We start from the raw sequence: 23,267 nt of genomic DNA, 5'->3' as shown, positions 1-23,267 counted from the left end.
ACTCAAATTTTAATCTGTTGAAAAAAATATTTTTTTCAGCCGTTGTAGGCATTTATACTTCTGAGTCTTGGCATTATCTGTATTGGTATAACCAAATTTTTCACAGATGTCCTGCATCGAATGGTTTAAGATGTAGAAATCATGTAAGATGGTCTTACAAGGTTCTCCCATTTTCTCTAAGGCTAGTTCCATTTGATCGAACTTTTTTTCAAGTTCTTGATGCTGTTGTAGATCTTCTTCTTCAAATAAGGAATCTTCATAACCGCTAATGTCACTGTTGCCAAAACCAGCACGATTGAGTTGCTTAAGCCAAAGCCTTCTGCAAATCGAGTAAAGATATGTTTTTAACTTGCTGCTGAGCTCAAAGTTCCCTTTGGAAACCTTATCGTAGAGCACAATCACAGCTTCTTGAAAGATATCTTTCGCTTCATCCTCGCTTCCGTTGTTCTGCAATATCATATGGCTTATGGACGGATAGTATCGCTTATAGATAGCATCTATCGCCAAGCTGTTGCCGTCTTTGATGCCTTCAATGATTTGCTCATCATTTTCTAGCAGGACTGATTTACTGAATTTACTCACCTATTAATACCTTAATGCTTAAATTGTAACCCTTTGAAAAATAAAATTCTTCGAAATATTTTCAAACGTAAACTTTTATTTGTTTAAAGCGAAATCTATCCCCAAAAATACGGCTTATTCCTTGAAACCGAAAGCATTTGTTTTTATTGAAATCAGTTGCTGTTTTTGAGTCAGAGCGTCCATGCTGACCTGTTTCATTTTATGTGCAGGCTATTTTATCTACCATCTCTACATTGCGATCTTTTAAGCAATTTCAAAACGCAAAATGGCTGTAAATTGCCAGTTTTTTGTATCGAAAAAGTTTCGCAATCGAGTGCTTTCATAATCTGCTTGTTATTGCTACAAAATGAAGTTACATTTGGTTTCCTGGACTAAATTGCTTAATTACATTATGTTAAGAAAATCTGTTATTTTTTCAACGATTCTAGCCTCATTGCTGTCACTGGACACGACTGTTACGATAGGACAAACGATTACGCCTTCTATCGACGGTTTCCAGTATGGCGCTTCACAGTCTCCAAAAGGGAATGAATGGGAATCGCCTCAATTATTATCACTGAATAAAGAACTGCCGCATGCGTCGTTCTTCTCCTTTCAAAACGTAGAAAGTGCCCGAAAAGTACTTCCCGAGCATAGTAACTATTGGATTTCGCTCAATGGATCCTGGAAATTCAATTGGGTAAAGACTCCGGAGGAGCGGCCAAAGGATTTTTATAATCCTACCTATAATGTCGATGGCTGGGAATCGGTACCGGTACCCATGAGCTGGAATATTTATGGGATACAAAAGGATGGAAGCTTGAAGTATGGCGTTCCTATTTATACCAATCAGCGTGTTATCTTTCATCATCAGGTAAAGATCGATGATTGGAAGGGTGGGGTAATGCGTACACCGGCGCAGGATTGGACAACCTATGTTTATCGTAATGAAGTAGGATCCTATCGACGCAATTTTACAGTACCCGCTGACTGGGACGGCCGCGAGGTATTTATCAATTTTGATGGGGTAGATTCTTTTTTCTACCTGTGGATAAATGGAAAATACGTTGGTTTTTCTAAAAATTCAAGAAATTTAGCTTCTTTCAATATTTCGGCTTACTTGAAAAAGGGAGCTGAAAACGTGTTGGCAGTTGAAGTCTATCGTAGTTCCGATGCTTCCTTTTTGGAAGATCAGGATATGTTTAGATTGCCCGGTATATTTCGCGATGTTTCCCTGACTTCAACGCCAAAAGTGCAAATCCGTGATCTGGCGGCTATTCCAGATTTGGATAGCAACTATGAAAATGGTTCCTTGAAAATTACCAGCGCGGTACGAAATCTAGGCAGTAAACAGGCTGAAGGCTATAAAGTGCTATATTCACTCTATAAGAATAAATTGTATAGTGACGAAAATACGCTTGTAGACCAAACTGAGGCATCGGCACTTGTTCCTCCGCTGGGCAGTCAGGCTTCTAATAGCGTAGCCGCGACATTGAATGTTCAAAATCCGAATAAATGGTCTGCCGAATTACCTTATCGGTATACTTTGGTGGCTGAATTGAAGGATAAAAAGAACAAAACGGTTGAGACTATTTCAACCTACGTCGGATTTAGAAAAGTTGAGATAAAAGATACCAAAGCCGCTGATGATGAATTTGGTCTAGCTGGTCGTTATTATTATATCAACGGCAAAACAGTCAAATTAAAAGGTGTCAACCGGCACGAGACCAATCCTGAGCATGGTAAAGTGGTGACGAGAGAACAGATGGAAGCTGAGGTAAAATTGATGAAAAGGGCCAATATCAACCACGTTCGTAATTCGCATTATCCGGAACCTGCGTATTGGTATTACCTGTGCGATAAATATGGGATTTATCTGGAGGATGAAGCCAATATCGAAAGTCATGAGTATTATTATGGAAAAGAATCTCTCTCGCATGTTCCTGAATGGAAGAATGCACATGTGGCCCGTAATATCGAAATGGTGCATTCGACCATCAATCATCCGGCTGTCGTCATTTGGTCTTTAGGAAACGAAGCCGGTCCCGGCGATAATTTTGTGGCAGCCTATCAGGCTATCAAGAAAATTGATACATCAAGACCTGTTCAATACGAGCGTAACAATGCAATCGTAGATATGGGGTCCAACCAATATCCGTCAATTGACTGGGTAAGAGGCGCTGTAAAAGGTACTTACAAATTGAAATATCCTTTCCATATCTCAGAATATTCACATTCGATGGGAAATGCTGTCGGTAACTTGATTGATTATTGGGAAGCCATCGAATCGACAAATTTCTTTATGGGCGGCGCCATTTGGGATTGGATCGATCAGGCGATGTACTATTATGATAAAAAGACCGGCGAACGCTTCCTAGCCTATGGTGGTGATTTTGGGGATAAACCCAATGACGGAACCTTTGTCAATAATGGGTTGATCTTTGCCGATATGAAGCCTAAACCGCAGTATTACGAGGTGAAAAAGGTTTACCAAAATGCAGGTGTAAAGGCTGTTGATATGCAGCAGGGTAAAATCGAACTATTTAATAAAAATTATTTTAAGGACCTATCCGATTATCAGGTACAATGGTCGTTATTCAAAGATGGCGTAGAAGTAACGAATAGCAAAAGCACTATCAGTACAGCGGATTTGCCCAAAGCGCGCCAACGCAAGCAGCTTGTATTGCCAATACATTATGCGCAGTTAGATGCGGGATCGGAATATTTTGTGAAAGTGCAGTTTATTCTCAATGAAGATAGACCATGGGCAACAAAGGGTTTCGTCCAGATGGAGGAACAGCTTTTTGTCAAAGCTGCTGAAAATAAACCGCTGATTTCATCTGTTGCGCAAGGGGAAACTCCGGAGCTTTCCAAAGAAGGCGATTTACAGGTCGTGAAGGGAGATCATTTTATCGCGAAGTTTGACAATAAAACTGGCTCGATATATAATCTAACTTATGCCGGTAAACAAATTATCCGCGATGGCGAAGGTCCTAAATTGGATGCACTACGTGCTCCGGTTGACAATGATAACTGGGCTTATCAACAATGGTTTGAAAAAGGACTGCATAATCTGAAACATAAGGTTTTGTCTTCAAACAGCTATACCAAAAAAGATGGAACAGTTGTATTGGCGTTTACAGTTGAATCGCAGGCTCCTTATGGTGCGTCTTTGTTGGGCGGAACTTCGGGAACTTACACCCTCAAAGAGCATACGGACAAACCTTTTGGTAAGGACGACTTTAAATTTACAAGCAATCAGATCTGGACAGTCTACAAGGATGGATCTATTGAGCTTTCATCGAGTATTACATCCAATAATGCGAGCGTCGTTTTAGCCCGATTAGGTTATTCTCTGCAGCTACCTGCTGAATACGGTAATTATAGTTATTATGGACGTGGGCCGATCAATAATTATGCAGATCGCAAGACGGCTCAGTTTATTGAATTGCACAGAAGTACGATAAAAGACCAGTTTGTGCCGTGGCCTAATCCACAAAATATGAGCAACAACGAGGATGTACGCTGGACAGCATTGACAAACAGTGCGGGACAAGGGGCTATCTTTGTTGCGAAAGAACATTTAGCGACCTCGGCTTTGGCATATAGTGAGCTTGAGTTGACCTTTGCACCACATCCTTATCAATTGCCAAAAAGTTCGGGAGTACACCTGCATCTCGATGCTGCGGTAACCGGGCTGGGAGGCAATAGCTGTGGACAAGGGCCGCCATTGGACAAAGATCGTGTGAAAGCAGTACCCACTGCAATAGGCTTTATTATCCGCCCGATTCAACAGGATGATGTGATGGAGAAAGCGCATGTAGCAACCGCAGGCGATGCGCCAATTTCTTTGGCAAGAAGTTCAAACGGTGAAGTTTCTATTTTGTCTGGTAATCAGAATGAACCTGTTGTATATAGTCTGAACAATGGGAAGGCAACGATCTATAAAGCCCCTTTTGATTTGCGTACTGGTGGTACCGTAACTGCTTGGTATCAGCATAACGAGAAATTAAAGGTAACACAGCAATACACAAAAATCGAGACTATTCCAATGGAGGTTGTCTTTGCTTCAAGTCAGGAAACTGGTGAAGGTGATGCCAAGAACCTATTGGATGGAGACCCATCTTCGATCTGGCACACCATGTATTCGGTTACTGTGGCACAATATCCGCATTGGGTTGATTTTGATGCTGCGAGTATCAAAACGATTAAAGGGTTCACTTTTCTGCCAAGACAGGATGGGCCGAATGGCGATATTAAGGATTACAAGATTCAGGTGAGCAAGGATGGCAAGAATTGGGAGGATGTGATGTCGGGATCTTTTGAACGAAGCAAAAAATTGAAAACTATTCGATTTGAGAAACCTGTAAAAGGACGTTATATTCGTTTTACTGGACTTAATTCCCAACGTGGTGATGATTATGCCTCTGGAGCTGAGTTTGCTGTTATAGCTGAATAAGTAGCTTCATATCGGATCAAAAGCCAGCATCTGTCGAAACAGATGCTGGCTTTTTTTTAAAGTGTCTGATGTTATTGATTCGTATTTTTCATTAAGATATTAATGAGCTTGCTACGCTCGGTTATTAACCGGAAGGAACTTCAGCCCGCTTCATGGCTGTTGGTGTCTGCGAAATCATGAAGGTTTTGTTGCGGGATGCTTTCTTCTGCTCCCATAGATAGGTGTACAAAAGGCAGCATTTCGAGCGGCATCGTTAACAATACGATCGTCAAGAAGGCAAAAGGGAACTCGTAGAAATTTGCAAACTTATTACAAAGAATGTTCGCGCACTTCTGTATTTTTAGGCCAGTTTAAACCGAAGCAATACGGAGAGTATGGAAATAAATAAACTTGATAACGCCCCCTTTACGGCCTATCAAAAACTTGTGGTGTTTTTATTGGCAATGACACAATTCACCGTCGTGCTTGATTTTATGGTGATGTCACCGATGGGGGATATCCTGATGAAAGCGATCGATCTCAAACCAGCTCAATTTGGTATTGCGGTTTCGGCTTATGCCTTTAGTGCTGGTGCTTCGGGTCTGCTGACAGCGGGATTTGCCGATCGTTTTGACCGGAAGAAACTACTGTTATTTTTTTATTCGGGTTTTATTATAGGGACGTTCTGCTGTAGCTTTGCCAACGATTACTGGACTTTGGTTGCTGCACGAATCGTCACGGGGCTGTTTGGCGGTGTTATCGGTTCGATTTCTATGGCTATTATTACCGACATCTTTAGCCTTCAGCAAAGGGGACGAGTGATGGGGTTTGTGCAGATGGGCTTCGGTGCAAGTCAAGTCCTGGGTATCCCCATCGGATTATATATTGCAAATAATTGGGGTTGGCATAGTGCCTTCCTGTGGATTGCAGTAATGGCTTTGATTATTGTGATTATCATAGCGGTCAAACTCATTCCTATTACGGCACATATCGGTCTTCAGAAACATCAATCTGCGCTGAAGCATCTGTGGTTGACTTTTTCGCAGCGAGAATATCGTGTCGGCTTTATGGCAACGGCTTTGTTGTCTATCGGCGGTTATATGATGATGCCTTTTGGAAGTGCTTTTGCCGTCAATAACTTAAATGTAAGCCACGAACAGCTGCCGATGCTGTTTATGATTTCGGGTATTGCCTCCTTGATCATTATGCCTATTGTGGGTAAATTAAGTGATCGCTACGATAAGTTTAAGATTTTTGCCTTTGCTTCGCTTTGGCTTATGGTCGTTGTATTTATTTATACAAACTTGGGAGTTACGCCGTTTTATATCGTTGTTATCTTAAATATTTTGATGATGGCGGGTATTTTGAGCCGCATGACACCATCTTCGGCCTTGATTACTGCTGTTCCGGAGATGAAAGATCGAGGTGCCTTTATGAGTATCAGTTCGTCCTTACAGCAGCTAGCAGGTGGTGTGGCTGCTTCACTAGCAGGTGTAATCATTGTCCAAGAAACAAAAGAAAGTCCCTTGGAACATTACCCCACCTTAGGATTAATCGTCATTCTTCTTTCTGTCGTTGGTATCTTTATGATCTATCGGGTGAGCAATATGATCAGAAAACGACGTGCCGATTCTTAAAACAAAATTGTCTTTATTGTTATTAGCCCTGAAAGAGAGATTTGTATTATGGAAGAAAAAATAATTCGCTACCCACATCCAAATGGAGAGATAACCGTTCTTTGGATACCTGAACGCTGCGCTCATGCTGCAGTTTGTGTGAAGAGTCTGCCGAATGTGTATCATCCGAAAGATAAACCCTGGATTATAGCCCAAAATGCGAGTACGGCTGAATTGATTGAACAGATCAGGCATTGCCCTTCGGGAGCTCTTCAGTACGAATTAAAAAAATAATAGCTGTGTATTGTTAAGGCAAAAAAAAAGCATCATTTAATTATAAATGATGCTTTTTTTGTTGGCGGTCTGGACGGGACTCGAACCCGCGACCCCATGCGTGACAGGCATGTATTCTAACCAGCTGAACTACCAGACCAACAATGTGTTTTTAAAATTTTAGCGGTCTGGACGGGACTCGAACCCGCGACCCCATGCGTGACAGGCATGTATTCTAACCAGCTGAACTACCAGACCTAAAATCTTAAGGATTGTTTTTAATAATTTTTGGCGGTCTGGACGGGACTCGAACCCGCGACCCCATGCGTGACAGGCATGTATTCTAACCAGCTGAACTACCAGACCTAAAAATCTTAAAAACTTAATTTGTTAAAGAACGTATGAGATTTCTCTCTCTTTTGAAGCGGTCTGGACGGGACTCGAACCCGCGACCCCATGCGTGACAGGCATGTATTCTAACCAGCTGAACTACCAGACCTCAACCCTTCTCCTCAGAAGGTGTGCAAATATAGCGTTTGTTTACGTATCTGCAAAGATTTTTTGAAAAAAAACTAGTCTACTTGACCTTCTTTCATCTTTTCTGCATTCTCCGCAAACTGCAATGCATCTATAATTCCTTGAATATCACCATCCATAATTGCTGGTAAGTTGTACATCGTCATTCCGATACGATGTTCAGTTACGCGACCTTGTGGGTAGTTATAGGTACGAATTTTCGCAGAACGGTCTCCAGTAGATACCAACGTTTTTCTTTTTGCCGCGATGTCGCCGTTCTTTTTGTTCAGTTCAAGCTCGTAGAGTTTGTTACGCAACATCTCCATGGCTAACTCACGGTTGGCTAATTGGGAGCGTTCTACCTGACAAACGACAACGATACCTGTCGGTTTATGTGTCAACTGTACTTTGGTTTCTACCTTGTTGACGTTCTGACCACCGGCACCACCCGAACGGGATGTCTGTAACTCAATATCACCTGGATTGATTTCAACATCCACATCTTCGGCTTCAGGAAGAACAGCTACCGATGCAGCAGATGTATGTACACGACCCTGTGTTTCGGTATCCGGAACACGTTGGACACGGTGCACGCCAGATTCGTATTTCAACTGGCCATAAGCATCATCTCCAATAACTTTTAGGATCACCTCTTTATAACCGCCAGAAGTTCCTTCGGTAACATCCATTACCTCGTTGCGCCAGCCTTTGGTTTCGAAATAGCGTGTATACATACGGTAAAGATCACCCGCAAATAAGGCTGCTTCATCACCGCCCGTACCACCACGGATCTCGATAATGGCATTTTTCGCATCTTCTGGATCTTTCGGAATCAGCATTAAACGTATTTCTTCCTCTTTTTCTTCTTTGGCTACATATAAAAGATCCAACTCTTCTTTGGCCATCTCACGAAGTTCCTGATCCTTCTCGTTCATGATGATGTCCTTGTTGGTGTCAATATTGCTCACCATATTTCTGTAAATATGGTATTGGTCCACGATTTTGCCTAAATCTTTGTATTCTTTATTCAATTTGGCAAAACGTTTCATATCTTGCATGGTTTCAGGGTTGCTCAACTCAGCTTCCACTTCTTCCCATCTTTCCTTTATCGCTTGTAATTTATCTAACATATATCAAAAATGCTTCTTCTAGGAATGTATGACCTAGATTACTATTGAGTGTACAAAAGTAAGGAAATTTTGTTGCTTTTAAACTACCTAGCCTGCTATTAATGAGAGGAAACTGCTTTTAGTCCTATGATGGAAGCAATCAGCGTGAAAATAAAGAATATGCGCCAGAAATCTGCGGGTTCCTTAAAGAAGATGATCCCCATTAAAACAGTTCCCACTGCACCTATTCCCGTCCATACCGCATAAGCTGTACCTAAAGGAAGTGTCTGTGTTGCTTTGATCAATAAGCCCATGCTCGCAAATAGGAAAACCACAAAAGCGCCGTACCACAGCCATTGTCCGCTTCCGGTCGCATCTTTTGCTTTACCCAGACAAGTGGTGAAACCAATTTCACATAATCCGCCCAATATTAAAAATATCCAGTTCATATCGTTTTCTATTTTTTATTTTGGTACAAAGTTCCAGCTTTTGGCCGATAATAATTTTTACAAATGTTAAAAATTTGTATGAATATTTGCGCGAATTCGGCTGAGCGTAACCTGGCTGACACCGAGATAGGAGGCGATGTATCCTAGTTTGATCCGTTGAATATATTGAGGGTATTTTTGAAGTAACTCGGCATAGCGCTCCTGGGCAGTATTAAACAGCTTGGACATGGTTCGTTGCTCGGCTTTAATGAATTCCAGTTCAGCCATCTTTCTTCCCCAGTTGGCAATAGCAATATCACTTTCATAGAGGTCAAAAAGTTGTTTTTGGTCTATTTGATAAACAACACTGTCCTCCAAAAGGTCTATATTTTCATAGCCCGGGGTATCATGGACATAACTATTCATGGATATGAGTGTTCCACCGGGTGAGACAAAATCCAGGGTAATTTGCCTATTAGGTGTTTCGTAATAAACGCGCGCTAATCCCGAAGCCAGAAAGTAGATGTCTTTTTGAATTTTGTCCTGTTCAATCAATAGGCTATTTCTTTTCGCCGTGATTTTCTTACTGACCTGCTCCAATTTTGCAGCGCTTTCTGGCGTAAGAAAGTGATAACCATTCAGGCAATCTGATAAAGAAATTAGGATTTGCTCGCCCATTTTTCCAAACGTAAAGTTTCACCATCCCATACTGCATAAGTATGATAGTTGATCCATTCGCCCAAATTGATGACACGGCTATTGGGATTCAACGTAACATCGTAAGGAAGGTGTCTGTGGCCAAATATATAGTAATCGTGATGTCTGCTGGCCTCAAGCTCCTTGGCATAGCCAATTAGCCATTCTTTGTCTTCGCCCAGAAACTTTTCGTCCTCGTTATTGGAAAGTCTACTATGTTTGGACCAGCGTGTAGCAATTCCGATACCAAGATTTGGATGTAATCGCGCAAATAACCATTGGCAGAGGCGGCTTCGAAATACTTTCTTCAGCAGTTTATATTTATAATCTCCCGAGCCCAGCCCGTCTCCGTGATGTATATAGAAATGCTTGCCGTTGAGCTGTAATTCTAGCTCATCGTCGATGATCCGGACATTTAATTCCTTTTTGAGGTAATCAAACATCCACATGTCGTGATTTCCTTTAAATAAGGTGATGGGAATACCGAGATCGGCAATTTCGGCTAATTTGCCAAGAAAGCGTATGTAGCCTTTGGGAACCACAGTCGCATACTCGAACCAAAAATCAAAGATATCGCCAACAAGGTAGAGTGCTTTTGCATCTATTTTGATCTGGTCCAGCCATTGAATAATGTGCAGTTCTCTTTCACGTGAGCGTTCCAAAGGATAGGATCCAAGGTGGAAGTCGGAGGCAAAATAGATTTTTGTTCTTGTTGACATGTGCCCAAAACTAAAAAAAATGGAGGCGAATACAAAATTCGCCTCCACAATATATTTTGCTATGATTTAGACAATTCGGTGATAAGTGCCTTTAGATATTCCGTAGCATCGGGATCAATTCGCTTGAGTGACTGTTGAAGCTGATCAGGGTAGCTCTCTTTGATCGCCATGATCGAACTTGCGATAACCATATAGGATTTGTCGGTGACAGCATTTAAAATGATATTTTTATACTTTTTGTCCTTTGTTTTTCCTAGCTTTTGGATGGCAGAAGCCCGTATAACGGAAGCCTCCGATTTCTCCGCAAGTGCCAAGATGGTTTTCTCTGTTGATTTACGCACGGTCGGATTACTAAGGTCGAGACCTTGAATTGCAGTTGCAGCAAGGTCCGCATCGGTATCTGCCAATGCTTTTGTCAAGATTTGCTGGCTGATGGTATTTGTCGGATTTTTTGAGGCGTAGGCAATTGCACCTACGCGGTTGGCAAATGATGCTGCATGTTCATATTGATACAGGTAATCGGCATCTGATCTGTCGATAAGGATTTGGCCAACGAGTGTTTTTTCGGGATCGATATCAATAAATTCAACAGCAGCAGGTAAGGGAATCATAAATTGGGCATTGCGCTTGTTGAGCTGGAAAGTCTGTCTGATCTTACCATTTTTTGTATAGACATCAACAACCAAAGGAACCTGGAATGTCTGGACTGTAGAGTCCTGCACTTGGGCTACATTGAGCAGTAAACTATTTTCAGCATTTCTTGTTGTAATTTTTAAAATGGGGTGTCCGCCCTGATAATACCATTGATTAAAGTAGGGGGCCCAGTCTTTCCCAGTTACTTCCTCCATCGCTAGGCGCAACTGCTGCGGTTCGCCCGTTTTGAAAGAATTCTCCGTTAGGTATTTTTTCAGTGACTGATAGAAGGCCACATCACCCATTTGCTCCTTAAGCGCATAAAGAATCAATGATCCTTTGGCGTAGCTGATATTATCAAACATATCTTCCTTGTCGTGATAATAATAACGGGCTAAGGTAGGACTCTTACCATTTTTGGTAGATTTTAGGTAAGATTGAAGCTTTTCAAATCTTGATTTATCACCACGGTCTTTACCGCCGTCGTGCTCACGCCAGATAACCTCGCCAAAAGTAGCGAAAGATTCGTTCATGGTTAAATTGGACCAGGACTCGGCAGTCACCAAATCACCAAACCACTGGTGAAACAGTTCATGGGCAATCGTCCCCTCTTGATTATCGTCCAACAATTCGCGTTTCGTCTTTTGTACATGTTCACCGTGTAATGTTGCACTGGTGTTTTCCATAGCCCCAGATACATAATCGCGACACACGATCTGTGCATATTTATTCCAAGGGTAGGGAACACCTAAGGTTTTACTGTAAAAGTCCATCATGGCCGGTGTCTTACCAAAAATGTCTTTTGCATAAGGTGCATATTTCGGCTCCAGGTAATAGTCAACTGGGATATTGTTGTACTTGTCCTGATAGATTTTAAAATCACCAACGGCCATCATGAAAAGGTATGGAGCATGGGGCAGATCCATTTTCCAGGTATCTGTACGCGTACCGTCATTATTTTTACGCTGACTGCTCAGTGCGCCATTCGATAGACTGACATAGTTGTCGAGCACCGTCATGGAGATTTCTGCGGTAGTCTTTTGGTTGGGGCGATCAATTGTCGGGAACCAGGCTGATGATGCCTCGGTTTCGCCTTGCGTCCATATCTGCCGCGGTTTGTTTGGCGTACGCTCATCTGGATTGATAAAATAAAGCCCTTTTGCATCGTTGATTGCTGCACTGCCCTGCACCTTCAATAAATTGGGCTTTGCGGTATAATCGAGGTATATGGTATACTTCTCATTTGAAAGATAATTGCGGTCCAGCTTGATCAAAAGAGAATGATCGTCATAGCTGTACTTCAAGGGGATCATCTGTTCACCATTGACCAAAGATACCTGTTTAATATCCATGCCTTTTGCATCCAAGCGAAGGGAATCTGTTGGGTAGAAATGGGGTTGTAAAGTGACCCATTCTTTGCCATTCAGAAATTGGTTTGTATAGTCAAAACGTACATCGAGTTTGGTATGGACAAGATTATTAATCTTGGTGGGGGTGGATCGATATTGTTGATCTATAGGGAGTTGTTGGGCTTCGCTTATTCCAATTTGAAGAATGGAAATGGACAAAGTGAGGTATACGACTTTTTTGAACATGGTTATAGTATTTTCAAGATTTGAATAAATCTAAAAAAATTTCGCTTGCTATAAAAATATGCTGTGCAGAAATGTGTTTAATGCTACTATGAGCGGTTCATGTTTTGTTTAGTTATTCGCTTTTATGCAGGTGTTTGGGTGTTAGCGCAAAGGACAAGCGGGAAGTGATAAATCTAGGCTTTTTTTTATAATTTGAGGAAGAGAAAAACTGCCTGAGGCAGGTAAGAGGTCGATAAATTTGTTTATATTCAACTCAAATTGAATTTTCAGATGCTAAGTGAATGAAACTTAGCTGGGGTGAAACAAGTAGACGATTTTTTATGATAAACAAAAATTTTGGTCTTATCCTTATGATGATAGGTATGGCAGGTACGGCGACAACTGGTTATGGACAACAGTTAACATATCCAACGACAAACAAGGGGACTGTCGTAGATGAATTTTGGGGTGAGAAGGTAGCGGACCCTTATCGCTGGTTGGAAGATGACCGTTCAGCTGAAACAAAAAGCTGGGTGCAAGCTGAAAATAAGGTCACATTTGATTATTTGAATGCAATTCCATTTCGTACAAAATTGAAAGATCAATTGACGGAAATATGGAATTATGAAAAAATAGGGACACCGTTTAAGGAGGGGGGATACACCTATTTTTTTAAGAATAATGGCTTACAGCAACATGCTGTGCTTTATCGTAAACTAGGAGAGAAGGGCGCTGAAGAAGTTTTCTTGGACCCAAATACATTCTCAAAAGACGGATCAACTTCTCTGGCAGACGTTTCGTTTTCAAAGGATGGAAGCTTAGTGGCCTATTCTATTTCTGAAGGGGGATCGGACTGGCGGAAAGTCATTGTACTGAATGCCAAAGACAAGTCTCCGGTAGGCGAAACGTTGGTTGATGTTAAATTTTCCGGCATCGCATGGAAAGGCAACGATGGTTTTTATTACTCGAGTTACGATAAACCAAAAGGATCTGAACTCTCGGAAAAAACAGACCAGCATAAATTATACTACCATAAACTTAAAACAGCTCAGTCTACGGACAAATTAATTTTTGGTGGTCCTGCAACGCCTAGACGTTATGTTGGAGCTTCATTAACGGATGATCAACGTTACTTGATTATCTCTGCCGCAAATACGACAACAGGCAATGAACTTTATTATCAGGATCTCAATCAGCCGAATAGCAAAATTGTCTGCCTGCAGGATCATTTTGATGCCAACACTGGGGTTGTTGACAATATTGGCGATAGTTTCTTATTGGAGACAAATTACAAGGCTGCCAACAACCGATTGGTTAAAGTAGACTTGAAAAATCCTTCGAAAGAGCACTGGAAAGATGTTATTCCAGAGACCGAGAATGTTCTTTCAATCAGTACGGGCGGAGGGTATCTTTTTGCAAACTATTTAAAGGATGCCGTTTCTGTGGTAATTCAATACGATTATACGGGTAAAAAGATTAGACAAATAGAATTACCGGGTGTAGGTACAGCCAGCGGTTTCTCGGGTAAGAAGAAGGAAAAAGAAATCTATTTTGGCTTCTCAAATTACATTACACCTTCTTCAAGTTATAAATTTGATGTGGCTTCTGGGCAATCTACGCTTTATATCAAGCCGAATGTCAAATTTGACAGTGACCAATATGAATCGAAACAGGTTTTTTATACGTCCAAAGATGGTACCAAAGTGCCGATGATTATCACCTATAAAAAGGGAATTGAATTGAACGGGAAAAACCCGACTATTGTCTATGGCTATGGCGGCTTTAATATCAGCCTGACACCTGCCTTTAGTACTTCGGTGGCGGTATGGTTAGCGAATGGCGGCGTGTATGCGGTTCCCAATTTGCGTGGCGGTGGTGAATATGGTCAGAAATGGCATGATGGCGGAAGGCAGTTCAACAAGTTGAATGTGTTTAACGATTTCATTGCGGCAGCACATTACCTTCAGGAGAATGGTTATACATCGCCGGCGTATACGGCATTATCCGGAGGTTCTAATGGTGGATTGTTGGTTGGAGCAACTATGACAATAGATCCTAAAGTCGCAAAGGTTGCGCTTCCGGAGGTTGGTGTTTTGGATATGTTGCGTTACCATACCTTCACTGCTGGAGCAGGCTGGTCCTATGATTACGGGACGGTAAGTGATAGCAAGGAGATGTTTGATTATCTGAAAGCATATTCTCCGGTGCATAATGTGAAAACAGGTGTTTGTTACCCTGCGACGATGGTCTTTACAGGAGATCATGATGACCGTGTGGTACCAGCGCACTCCTATAAGTTTGCTTCTGAGCTGCAAGCAAAACAAGCTTGTGATAACCCTGTATTGATCCGTATTGAGACAAAAGCCGGTCATGGTGCCGGTAGGTCGACAGAGGTTCTGATTAATAGTACGGTTGATAAGTACGCTTTTGCCCTTTGGAATATGGGTATTAAGGAATTAAAATAAGCAAACTGCCCTTTGAAAAGGCTTTCGGCAGATGCATGATAAAAAATACCCGATCAATAAGTTGATCGGGTATTTTTATTTATTGACGAGAAGAAGATCTTCTTACTGCCATGTCTTTTCACCTTTTTTCATTTTTTGTAAGGTTGCTACATATTCTTCTTTTTGCGTCGCATCTGTAATAAGAGAAATGGCTTTTTCCTGTGTTTTAATGGCTTTTTCCTTTTCTCCAAGACGATACAGGATGTTTGCAAATGTATCTAGATACATTGGTGCATCTTTTTCTTTCTCATTGGACAATTTGCTCCATTCAGCTGCTGCTTTTAAACATGCTGGGTCATTGCAGTTTTCAAAAATGGACCAAGCCATATTGTTCAATTCTGCTGCGGTGATGCTGGAACCATATTTTGCAATGTATTTGTTGAAGCTATCTCTCAGTCCAGGGTAGTTTTTGGTATAACCATAATAACGTGGCTGCATTTCCAAGCTTGCTTTCTCGGTATTGATCGTAGGATATTTTTGCGCCAATTCTTTTTCTATGCTAGCGAAATCAACAGCTTCCTTCGCACGAATTTTAGTATTTACGGCGTTACTCACCAATAATTGAGACAAGAAATCATTTGCTTTTACTTTTTCACTAACAGCATCAAATTTAGCAGGATTATCTTTGATTAAATTAAATGCCTTCGAATCGACTACATTGGCTGCAGAAAGTAACAAGCTGACATTCTCTTTTGTAAATATTTGATCTGTTGATAAGGATGATAATACAATGCCTTCCGCCTTTGCTTGAGTCTCCTGATCGTAAGCTTCTTTGGCCGCCATAGCCATGTTTTTAGCAATGCTTATATTATTCGGATCAGCAGTGAATTTGGCTAGTAAGGTTTCATATTGTGTATTTGGGTCAAGCGCTTTTTGTGCTTTGGCAATAAAATCGGCTGCTTCACCACCACCGACGATACGGTGAACAAGAGTTCCTTTGGCATCAAAGATCAAAAAAGTAGGGTATGCCCTTACTTTATAATCTTTGGCGAAGCGATCGGCTTCTTCATACCACGATTTTACTTCTTCATTATCATTCTTGGTTTTATCCATCTGGATCTTCGCATTGATAAATTTGGCATTGAAGAAATCACCTACTTTGGCTTGTGGGAAAATGGTGCTCGACATGTATTTACATGGCCCGCACCAAGTTGTGAAACAGTCTACAAATATGAATTTATTTTCTTTCGCCGCTTTTTCTTTTATCTGGCTCCAATTGAGGCCATGCTCAAATTTCATTCCTCCGCTCTGCGCAAAAAGCAAGGTTGGAATCAGGAATAATATTAAAATCAATTTTTTCATAACGTTGGTATTTTAGAATTTTAATTTAATAGTTAGCTTTTGTGCAGGATAGCATTAGTTTTCCCAAGTCTTTATACCCTTCATCATTTTGTCCAGTGTCTCCTGATAAATCGGACGATCGTCCTCACTGGCCATTTCGACCGCTTTATTTTGCCACTTTAGGGCTTTATCTTTTTCTCCTTTCTTATAAAGTAGATTTGCGTAGGTGTCCAAAAATGCACTGCTCGGATCTTCAATAATCGATTTTTTGCTCCAGCTTAATGCGGATTCGATACAGGCAGGATCGCTGCTATTGTTGAATATCGTCCAGGCAAAGGTATTTAATTGATGTGGGGTAAAATCTTCCGACGAAAGGTAATCATTGATGGTATTCTTCATGGCTATATAATTTTTCACCTGAAGGTAATAATGTGCTTTTATCTTCTTGAACATCGGAACGAAATCGATGTCTGGATATTTTGCAGCAAGTTCATTTTGGTAACTATCCCAGTTGGGCTCATGTTTGGCATCAATCTTAATCTGAAATAATTCGTTGACGACAACATTAGCCAGTGTGCGGTTGGCAATACCTGGTGACTCTAATAGAATATCAATTTTCTCTTTATTGTTGCGGATCAGATTAAAGGCTTTGGAGTTAGTGAATTTGGCGGCAGCCAATAGAATGTGTACATTTTCCTTTTTGAATAATTCATCCGTTCCTAATGAGTTTGCTAAGGTATTTTCGGCCTTTCGCGCGGTATTTTCATCGTAGGCAATATTGGCTGCTTTCAACATCTGCTTGGCGGTATAAATATCCTGAGGTCTTTTCTCGAATTTTTTTAGAAGCGTGTAATACTGTGTTTCGGGATTTAATCCATCCATCACATGACCGACGAATTCGGGGGCATCACTTGCTCCGACAATCCGGTGTACCACTTGCCCATCGGGATTAAAGATAAGAAATGTGGGAAAGGATTGAATATTGTATTCATTGGAAATCGCACGCGCATCGGCATACCATTTTTTGATATTGGCATTGTCGGACTCTGTGGAATCCATTTGTACCCTAACACTAATGAAGTTCTGATTAATTGGCTGCCCCACCTGTTCTAAAGGAAAGATTTCATTGCTCATATATTGACAGGGACCACACCAGGTTGCAAATAGCTCCACGAAAATAAACTTGTTCTCGGCTTGTGCTCGCTCCTTAACTTGTTTCCAACTCAACCCATCTACAAATTTCACCCCCTTAGTTTGGGCCTGCGCCAAATTTCCGAATAAAATCGTTAGGCATAATGCGATTATACTTCTCATACTCACTCAACAAAAGATTCATAATTATGTTTAAGTTATTAAATTAATCTGAAAACAAAAACACCTCTGAAGTATTAATTTCAGAGGTGTTTTTGTGGACTGATAAATCGCTTATTTAATATTTATCTTCGATTTTAAATCTTTCGTTAGACCGTCTTTATGTAACATCAAAGAAGTTGTTTTGTAACGCACAAATTCTTTTGATGCATATAAGTATCCGTGGTAGTCATTTGTTGTGCCCCAAGAGTTTTTAACGATGTAGTACTCTTTTCCGTTCTGATCTTTTACAAGACCTACAATATGCATCCCGTGGTCATCTGTAGTTTGCCAGTTGTCAAAAGCTTTTTGTCTTTCTTCTTCTGTTACTTTTAACTCTGGTTTAGGACCAACAAACATGGTTGACTTTTCTTGGTCAGTCATTTCCTCGAAAGGTTTTTCTGGTACATAGGCTACGCCATTTTTCCAAGAGAAACCTTTTTCTGATACGTCAGTCGCCCAGGCTACGGTATAACCTTTTTGTAAAGCGTTGTCAATGATATCTGTTAAATCGTTCATCTTCACATTATAGAAACGATCGAATGACCAGTTGTCAGGAATCAACAACACGAATTGGCTGTAGTAGGGGTGGTCAGTTACAGAAGCGATACCTACATAATCATCCGGATTGATACCAATTACCTGATCTGCAAAGGTGCGTGGTGTATAAGATTTGCCATTGTAATCAAATTTCTCTGGTACCTCACCAAGGTAAGAGTCCATTGCAGCGGTATAGGCTTTCTCCCAGTTTGGCGTTAATGTTTTGCCTTTTACTACGGCGCCTAACATGGCATCCAACATATTTGTCATTTCGCCAAAGTTGTTGCGTGTCGTACCGTAATGAAGACCTGTATAAGCCGATTGGGGCATTGTACCGTATTTACGGAATGAGTTCAATACATCATGGAATTGGCCACCTTCACCTAGTGACAATCCTCCGTGAAGGCGTACATAGGTACGGGCTTTGTCTAAGTATGTGTTGCGTGCCGTATAAATTTGAGAGATTTCAACAGGTTTTTTACCCATACGGATCATTTCTGACTCCAGGAAAGAATTACCTGAATAAGACCAACAAGTACCTGACGAGCCTTGGTTTTTGATGGATGTGTTACCTAGATTGATAACTTCAGTAAATGTAAATCCGGATTTGCTATTGTCATTTTGATTTGCTTTTAACGCATTGATCAAATTGTCTTGTGCTTGTACTTGGAAGGAAGCTGCGAAAAATGATGCGGCTAGTACAATCGTTTTATTCCAATTCATTGTTAGTGTTTTGTTAATTTAATGTGATGCTAAATTAAATAAATAAAATTTAGTAAGGTAAATTCCTCTGTAAAATAATTGTTCTTAAAAATATGCTGTTTTTCTGTTAATCTGCTGCTGGAGAATAGGATGCTAAATAAGTAGTAGTATTGATCAGAAATGGCCAGAAATTTCTTTCTGACCATTGTGTTTTAGTATAATCATTTTTTAATCCGCATTGGCTTAGTCAGCCGGTTCAGCCTTTTTTGGAAAAACCAGCGATGCAATAATGCTTAGCGCAAGGATACTGACAATAACAATCAGCGAATGTGTTGTTGTGAAACCTACTTCCGCCAACCAATGGTGCAGCAGCATCTTTAGACCAATGAAGACCAGCAAAAAGGCTAAGCCTACTTTGAGGTATTGGAATTTGTGGATAATGTTGACCAATAGGAAGAACATAGACCGTAATCCGAGGATTGCAAAAATATTGGAGAAAAATACCACATAGGCATCTTTAGTAACCGAGAAAATGGCAGGAATAGAATCTACAGCGAAAATCAGGTCTGTAAATTCGATGACAAGCAATACAAGAAAGAGTGGTGTCATGTATTTCACGCCATTCTCAACATGGAAGAAGTGTCCACCATCTAATTTCGGCGTTACCTTAAAGTATCGAGATGCAAATTTAACAACAGGGTGGTTCTGTGGATCAACTTCCTCTTCCTGATTTCGGTTGATAAACATTTTCACACCTGTAAAGACCAAGAAAGCTCCGAAAACATAGAGGATCCAGCCAAATTTGGCAATCAGGGTAGCACCAAGGAAAATAAATAAGAAACGCATAATGATCGCTCCCAAAATCCCCCACACCAAAACTTTATGGTAATAGCGCTCTGGAATACCAAAAGAAGTGAATAATAGGACCATCACAAAAATATTGTCTACGGACAAAGCATATTCCACAACGTAGCCTGTGAGATATTCCAGACCGAGATTCTTATTATAGACCTCGAGACTGGCCGCTAAATCACCCGGAATGATTTTAATATCATGGTGATGTTTGGTAATGATTTCTTGAAGGTGGTCCAGGTCATGGATGTTGTGCAATTCAAATCCATAGTGACGCAGCAGCCAATAGAATCCTAATGAGAATAGGACCCAGATAGCACTCATAATAGAAGCCATTTTTAGGCTCACAGGCTTGTCGCCTTTAGAGAATAATCCAAGATCTATTGCCAGCATAAGTGCAATAAAGATGAGGAATCCTCCAAAAAACATTAATTCGTGACTCATTTTATTTTTTTCTTTCTGTTGTATATTTTACCAGTTGCTGCAAGCCCTCTTTGTATTCGCTGTCAGGAAAGTCTTCCAAAATCCGGAAAGCATCTTGTTGGTATTCCAGCATCTTACTTGTTGCGTACTCCAGTCCACCGCTCTTTCGGACAAAGTCGATCACCTCAGTAACTTTTTGCGCATCTTCATTATGGTTTCTGACCAAATTAATAATTCGACGCTTTTCACTTGAAGTCACTTGATTCAGCGCATAGATTAGCGGTAGGGTCATTTTCTTTTCTTTGATGTCATTGCCCAATGGTTTGCCGACATCATCTAATCCAAAGTCAAATAGATCGTCCTTGATTTGGAATGCAATACCGATTTTTTCACCAAATTGATGGAGCTTATCTATTGTTTCCTGATCTGCATTTGAAGAAGCCGATCCACAGGCACAGCAAGAAGCAATCAGCGAAGCTGTTTTCTTTCGGATGACCTCAAAATAAATAGACTCTTCGATATCCAGTTTACGAGCTTTTTCGATTTGAAGCAATTCACCTTCGCTCATCTGATCAACAGCTTCTGATACAATTTTTAGCAAGTGATAATCCTGATGTTTTACAGAAAGTAATAGGCCTCTTGACAGTAAAAAATCACCCACCAAAACAGCGATTTTATTTTTCCATAATGCATTGATGGAAAAAAAACCTCTGCGTTCGTAAGAATTGTCCACCACATCATCATGTACCAATGAGGCGGTATGCAATAATTCTACGAGCGCAGCACCTCTGTAAGTGGACTCATTGATTCCGTTACATATACCTGCAGAAAAGAACACAAACATAGGCCGCATTTGTTTGCCTTTACGTTTGATCAGGTATTGTGTAATGCGATCCAACAAGGGGACGGAGCTTTTCATCGAAGCTTTGAATTTTTTTTCAAAAGCCTCAAGTTCATGGACAATAGGGCGTTGGATCTCTCTTAATTTTGACATGAATTGGGGTGAAATACCAAAATAGTTAAAGCTTAAAGATAGTGATTTTGTTACAACTCTTCGACTGCTTTCTCAAGATTTTTGTACCATTCTTCGCCGTAGGTGCGGATAAGAGGATCCTTTAAAAATTTGAATACGGGTACCTGTAATTCTTTGCCAAATGAGCATGCATCTTTACAGATATGCCAACGGTCATAATGAAGTACGTCGAACTCGGGATAATGTGTCGTACGGATCGGGTAGAGGTGACAAGAAACAGGTTTGCGCCAATGTACCTCGCCAAGTTCATAAGCCTTTTCGATTGCACATTTTGTGATGCCATTTTCCCAGGTCACATAGGCACATTCCTTGTTGCCATCGACGCAGGTTGTCGTCAAATCACCATCGACGTCGACAACATATTTGCCTTGCTCTTCGATTGCTTCAATGCCCTTTTCGGTCATATATGGCTTTACTTTAGGATAAATCTCCTCCAATACAGCCTTTTCACTTTCTAATAACGGGGCACCCGAATCGCCCTCGATACAACAGATTCCTTTGCACTTTGATAAATTGCACACAAAGTCATTGTTTATGAGATCTTCGTGTACCAATACATTTCCTACTTCAATCATTCTAATTATTTTGAGTAGCTTGCTTTTTGTCCCAATTTGTATTTTAATCCACTGGCTTCGAGTAGTTCCAATGTTACCGAACCGATTAGAATATCTACATTGGCTTTGACCGGAATGCGGTTGCCATCGTTGGTTACCCACAAATAAAGCTTGCTATTTTTTTTAAATATACGTCCCGGTTTGATCTCAGGACTGAATTTGAGGCATTCTAATGTGCCTAATTCTGTTTTTATTTTTTCTATTCCAATATATTGTATGCCTAAGGTGGCAATCTCATCATTCAAAAAATAAGTCAGCTTAAAAGACTCTCCAGGTTTTACCGTTGAAAGATCCAGATTGCGGGCGAAATAGTAGGAAGACAGCAAATCGAAGGTCTGATCTACTTTCGATTTAAAAGTTCCTTTATTGCCTACGACAGTATTTGTCTCTTGGTTGAAGCGTACCTTATCATTGCGTCTATACCCTCCTTCGCGAATGTTCTCCGTATAGTAATACGGTAGAAATGTTTTGCTGTTGATATACGAGTTGTATTCATTTCTTACCGTATATATTGCAAAGGCACCTGCTGTTTTACCCGCCGCGTATAAATGGAAGGAAGGGTTTCCCAATCCATCCTTAGTATCTTCAACAGTTAATGTTCCGGTTGCGGCAGAAATAAAACCATAACGGAGTTTATATTTTAATTTCTCGCCGCCTTTAAATGCTGATTCTTTTAAATGCGGTAAATCTTGAGCAAAAGCAGTACTTACTAAAACAGATAAGTAAAGGAGCAAAGTCGATATAAGTTTCATGTACGTAAGTTTACGAAATTTGTTTGAAAAAGAAATGTTAATTTCATTCAAATAAATTTAACTTTTTGCGTTAATGAAAGTGCTCATGGACTGTAACTTATACGGACTTTTGAACAGGTTTATTTAGGCTGCGCTCGCTTAAACACAGGAACTGTAGAACAAGGTTCACCGTACATAATACTTTTCGCGACCTTACTTAGTTTTACCGTAAACTGTACAAATGTCGATTCTGGAATAAAAATATCACCACAACCTTTTACAACCACCCGTTGGTCCCGAAATTGTTCCATGTCAATCTGTTCAATTGCTGCAGCATACTGCATGCGCAATAACTCATCCAGATCGCCAAAAATAACTGTTGTGGCATAGGGTTCCAGTTTGTTCGCTAATAACATATAAGCCCATGTCGGGACAATAGCATCGGCTGTACAGGTAATGGCAACCTGTTTGCCAGTATATTGCGACCAGTCATGCGCCTTAATGAATTCGCGGAAGTCCTTTTCTTTCAGAATCAGGCCATGGAAGAGGTTATCCTTAATATCATATAGCACATTGTCTGCTTTGGGATGGTAGTCGGCCAGGTCAACAGTGACTAGTCCACTTTGGGCAACTTTATTGACAATATTTGTTTGAATATCCATATTTACATCAAA

General features: G+C 40.7%; 18 protein-coding genes and 4 tRNA genes. 4 read left to right on the top strand and 18 right to left on the bottom strand.

Going from position 1 to position 23,267, the window contains the following annotated elements:
• Window positions 1–9: 9 nt before the first annotated feature.
• Window positions 10–582, bottom strand: a complete 573-nt coding sequence (locus B3C94_RS15880) for an RNA polymerase sigma factor (RefSeq protein WP_293905359.1) — start codon at window positions 580–582, stop codon at window positions 10–12.
• 391 nt (window positions 583–973) lie between these two features.
• Here B3C94_RS15880 and B3C94_RS15875 point away from each other — a divergent pair, with 391 nt between their 5' ends.
• The 3 genes from B3C94_RS15875 (at window position 974) to B3C94_RS15865 (ending at window position 6,909) form a co-directional block, all read left to right on the top strand.
• Window positions 974–5,020: a glycoside hydrolase family 2 TIM barrel-domain containing protein gene (locus tag B3C94_RS15875; protein ID WP_293905358.1), complete on the top strand. Its 4,047-nt coding sequence runs from the start codon at window positions 974–976 to the stop codon at window positions 5,018–5,020.
• A gap of 374 nt (window positions 5,021–5,394) precedes the next feature.
• Window positions 5,395–6,636: an MFS transporter gene (locus B3C94_RS15870; RefSeq protein ID WP_293905357.1), complete on the top strand. Its 1,242-nt coding sequence runs from the start codon at window positions 5,395–5,397 to the stop codon at window positions 6,634–6,636.
• Between the two features lie 48 nt (window positions 6,637–6,684).
• Entirely contained in the window at window positions 6,685–6,909 is a 225-nt protein-coding gene (locus tag B3C94_RS15865; protein WP_293905355.1) for a (4Fe-4S)-binding protein, read from the top strand.
• Between the two features lie 62 nt (window positions 6,910–6,971).
• Here the strand turns inward: B3C94_RS15865 and B3C94_RS15860 are convergent.
• The 9 genes from B3C94_RS15860 to B3C94_RS15820 all read right to left on the bottom strand — a co-directional run bounded on the left by B3C94_RS15860 (window position 6,972) and on the right by B3C94_RS15820 (window position 12,584).
• A tRNA-Asp gene (locus tag B3C94_RS15860) sits at window positions 6,972–7,048 on the bottom strand.
• A gap of 24 nt (window positions 7,049–7,072) precedes the next feature.
• A tRNA-Asp gene (locus tag B3C94_RS15855) sits at window positions 7,073–7,146 on the bottom strand.
• A 31-nt stretch (window positions 7,147–7,177) separates the two neighbouring features.
• Window positions 7,178–7,254 (bottom strand) — tRNA-Asp (locus tag B3C94_RS15850).
• Between the two features lie 59 nt (window positions 7,255–7,313).
• Window positions 7,314–7,387 (bottom strand) — tRNA-Asp (locus B3C94_RS15845).
• 73 nt (window positions 7,388–7,460) lie between these two features.
• Window positions 7,461–8,534 carry a peptide chain release factor 1 gene (prfA, locus tag B3C94_RS15840; protein WP_293905354.1) on the bottom strand — a complete coding sequence of 358 codons (1,074 nt, stop codon included), beginning with the start codon at window positions 8,532–8,534 and terminating at the stop codon, window positions 7,461–7,463.
• 98 nt (window positions 8,535–8,632) lie between these two features.
• Window positions 8,633–8,962 carry a DMT family transporter gene (locus B3C94_RS15835; RefSeq protein ID WP_293905353.1) on the bottom strand — a complete coding sequence of 110 codons (330 nt, stop codon included), beginning with the start codon at window positions 8,960–8,962 and terminating at the stop codon, window positions 8,633–8,635.
• Window positions 8,963–9,028: 66 nt separating this feature from the next.
• Complete coding sequence (locus B3C94_RS15830; RefSeq protein ID WP_293905351.1) at window positions 9,029–9,619, bottom strand: Crp/Fnr family transcriptional regulator; 591 nt, start codon at window positions 9,617–9,619, stop codon at window positions 9,029–9,031.
• Window positions 9,601–10,356 carry a UDP-2,3-diacylglucosamine diphosphatase gene (locus B3C94_RS15825; RefSeq protein ID WP_293905350.1) on the bottom strand — a complete coding sequence of 252 codons (756 nt, stop codon included), beginning with the start codon at window positions 10,354–10,356 and terminating at the stop codon, window positions 9,601–9,603. The genes B3C94_RS15830 and B3C94_RS15825 overlap by 19 nt, the downstream gene beginning before the upstream one ends.
• Window positions 10,357–10,415: 59 nt before the next feature.
• On the bottom strand, window positions 10,416–12,584 hold the full coding sequence (locus tag B3C94_RS15820) for a M1 family metallopeptidase (protein ID WP_293905349.1): 2,169 nt from the start codon (window positions 12,582–12,584) through the stop codon (window positions 10,416–10,418).
• Window positions 12,585–12,904: 320 nt separating this feature from the next.
• Here B3C94_RS15820 and B3C94_RS15815 point away from each other — a divergent pair, with 320 nt between their 5' ends.
• Entirely contained in the window at window positions 12,905–15,028 is a 2,124-nt protein-coding gene (locus tag B3C94_RS15815) for a prolyl oligopeptidase family serine peptidase (RefSeq protein ID WP_293905347.1), read from the top strand.
• Window positions 15,029–15,130: 102 nt separating this feature from the next.
• Here B3C94_RS15815 and B3C94_RS15810 read toward each other — a convergent pair whose 3' ends face one another.
• The 8 genes from B3C94_RS15810 to B3C94_RS15775 form a co-directional block, all read right to left on the bottom strand.
• The gene (locus B3C94_RS15810; RefSeq protein WP_293905345.1) at window positions 15,131–16,369 is read right to left on the bottom strand and encodes a thioredoxin family protein; all 1,239 of its coding nucleotides are present in this window, start codon (window positions 16,367–16,369) and stop codon (window positions 15,131–15,133) included.
• A 54-nt stretch (window positions 16,370–16,423) separates the two neighbouring features.
• Entirely contained in the window at window positions 16,424–17,662 is a 1,239-nt protein-coding gene (locus B3C94_RS15805; RefSeq protein ID WP_293905342.1) for a thioredoxin family protein, read from the bottom strand.
• A 111-nt stretch (window positions 17,663–17,773) separates the two neighbouring features.
• The gene (locus tag B3C94_RS15800) at window positions 17,774–18,961 is read right to left on the bottom strand and encodes an aminopeptidase C (RefSeq protein ID WP_293905340.1); all 1,188 of its coding nucleotides are present in this window, start codon (window positions 18,959–18,961) and stop codon (window positions 17,774–17,776) included.
• 222 nt (window positions 18,962–19,183) lie between these two features.
• A complete protein-coding gene (locus tag B3C94_RS15795; RefSeq protein ID WP_293905338.1) occupies window positions 19,184–20,236 on the bottom strand; it encodes a TerC family protein in 1,053 nt (350 codons plus the stop codon).
• A 1-nt stretch (window position 20,237) separates the two neighbouring features.
• Window positions 20,238–21,209 carry a polyprenyl synthetase family protein gene (locus tag B3C94_RS15790; protein ID WP_293905336.1) on the bottom strand — a complete coding sequence of 324 codons (972 nt, stop codon included), beginning with the start codon at window positions 21,207–21,209 and terminating at the stop codon, window positions 20,238–20,240.
• Between the two features lie 50 nt (window positions 21,210–21,259).
• The gene (locus B3C94_RS15785) at window positions 21,260–21,823 is read right to left on the bottom strand and encodes a DUF3109 family protein (RefSeq protein WP_293905334.1); all 564 of its coding nucleotides are present in this window, start codon (window positions 21,821–21,823) and stop codon (window positions 21,260–21,262) included.
• 5 nt (window positions 21,824–21,828) lie between these two features.
• Complete coding sequence (locus tag B3C94_RS15780) at window positions 21,829–22,614, bottom strand: DUF3108 domain-containing protein (protein ID WP_293905332.1); 786 nt, start codon at window positions 22,612–22,614, stop codon at window positions 21,829–21,831.
• Window positions 22,615–22,733: 119 nt separating this feature from the next.
• Entirely contained in the window at window positions 22,734–23,255 is a 522-nt protein-coding gene (locus B3C94_RS15775; RefSeq protein ID WP_293905330.1) for a DUF2480 family protein, read from the bottom strand.
• Window positions 23,256–23,267: the final 12 nt, after the last annotated feature.

This window comes from Sphingobacterium sp. UBA5670 (assembly GCF_002420705.1).
Classification (GTDB): domain Bacteria; phylum Bacteroidota; class Bacteroidia; order Sphingobacteriales; family Sphingobacteriaceae; genus Sphingobacterium.
The sequence above is the reverse complement of the archived record's forward strand: the minus strand, read 5'-3'. Positions and strand labels throughout refer to the sequence as shown.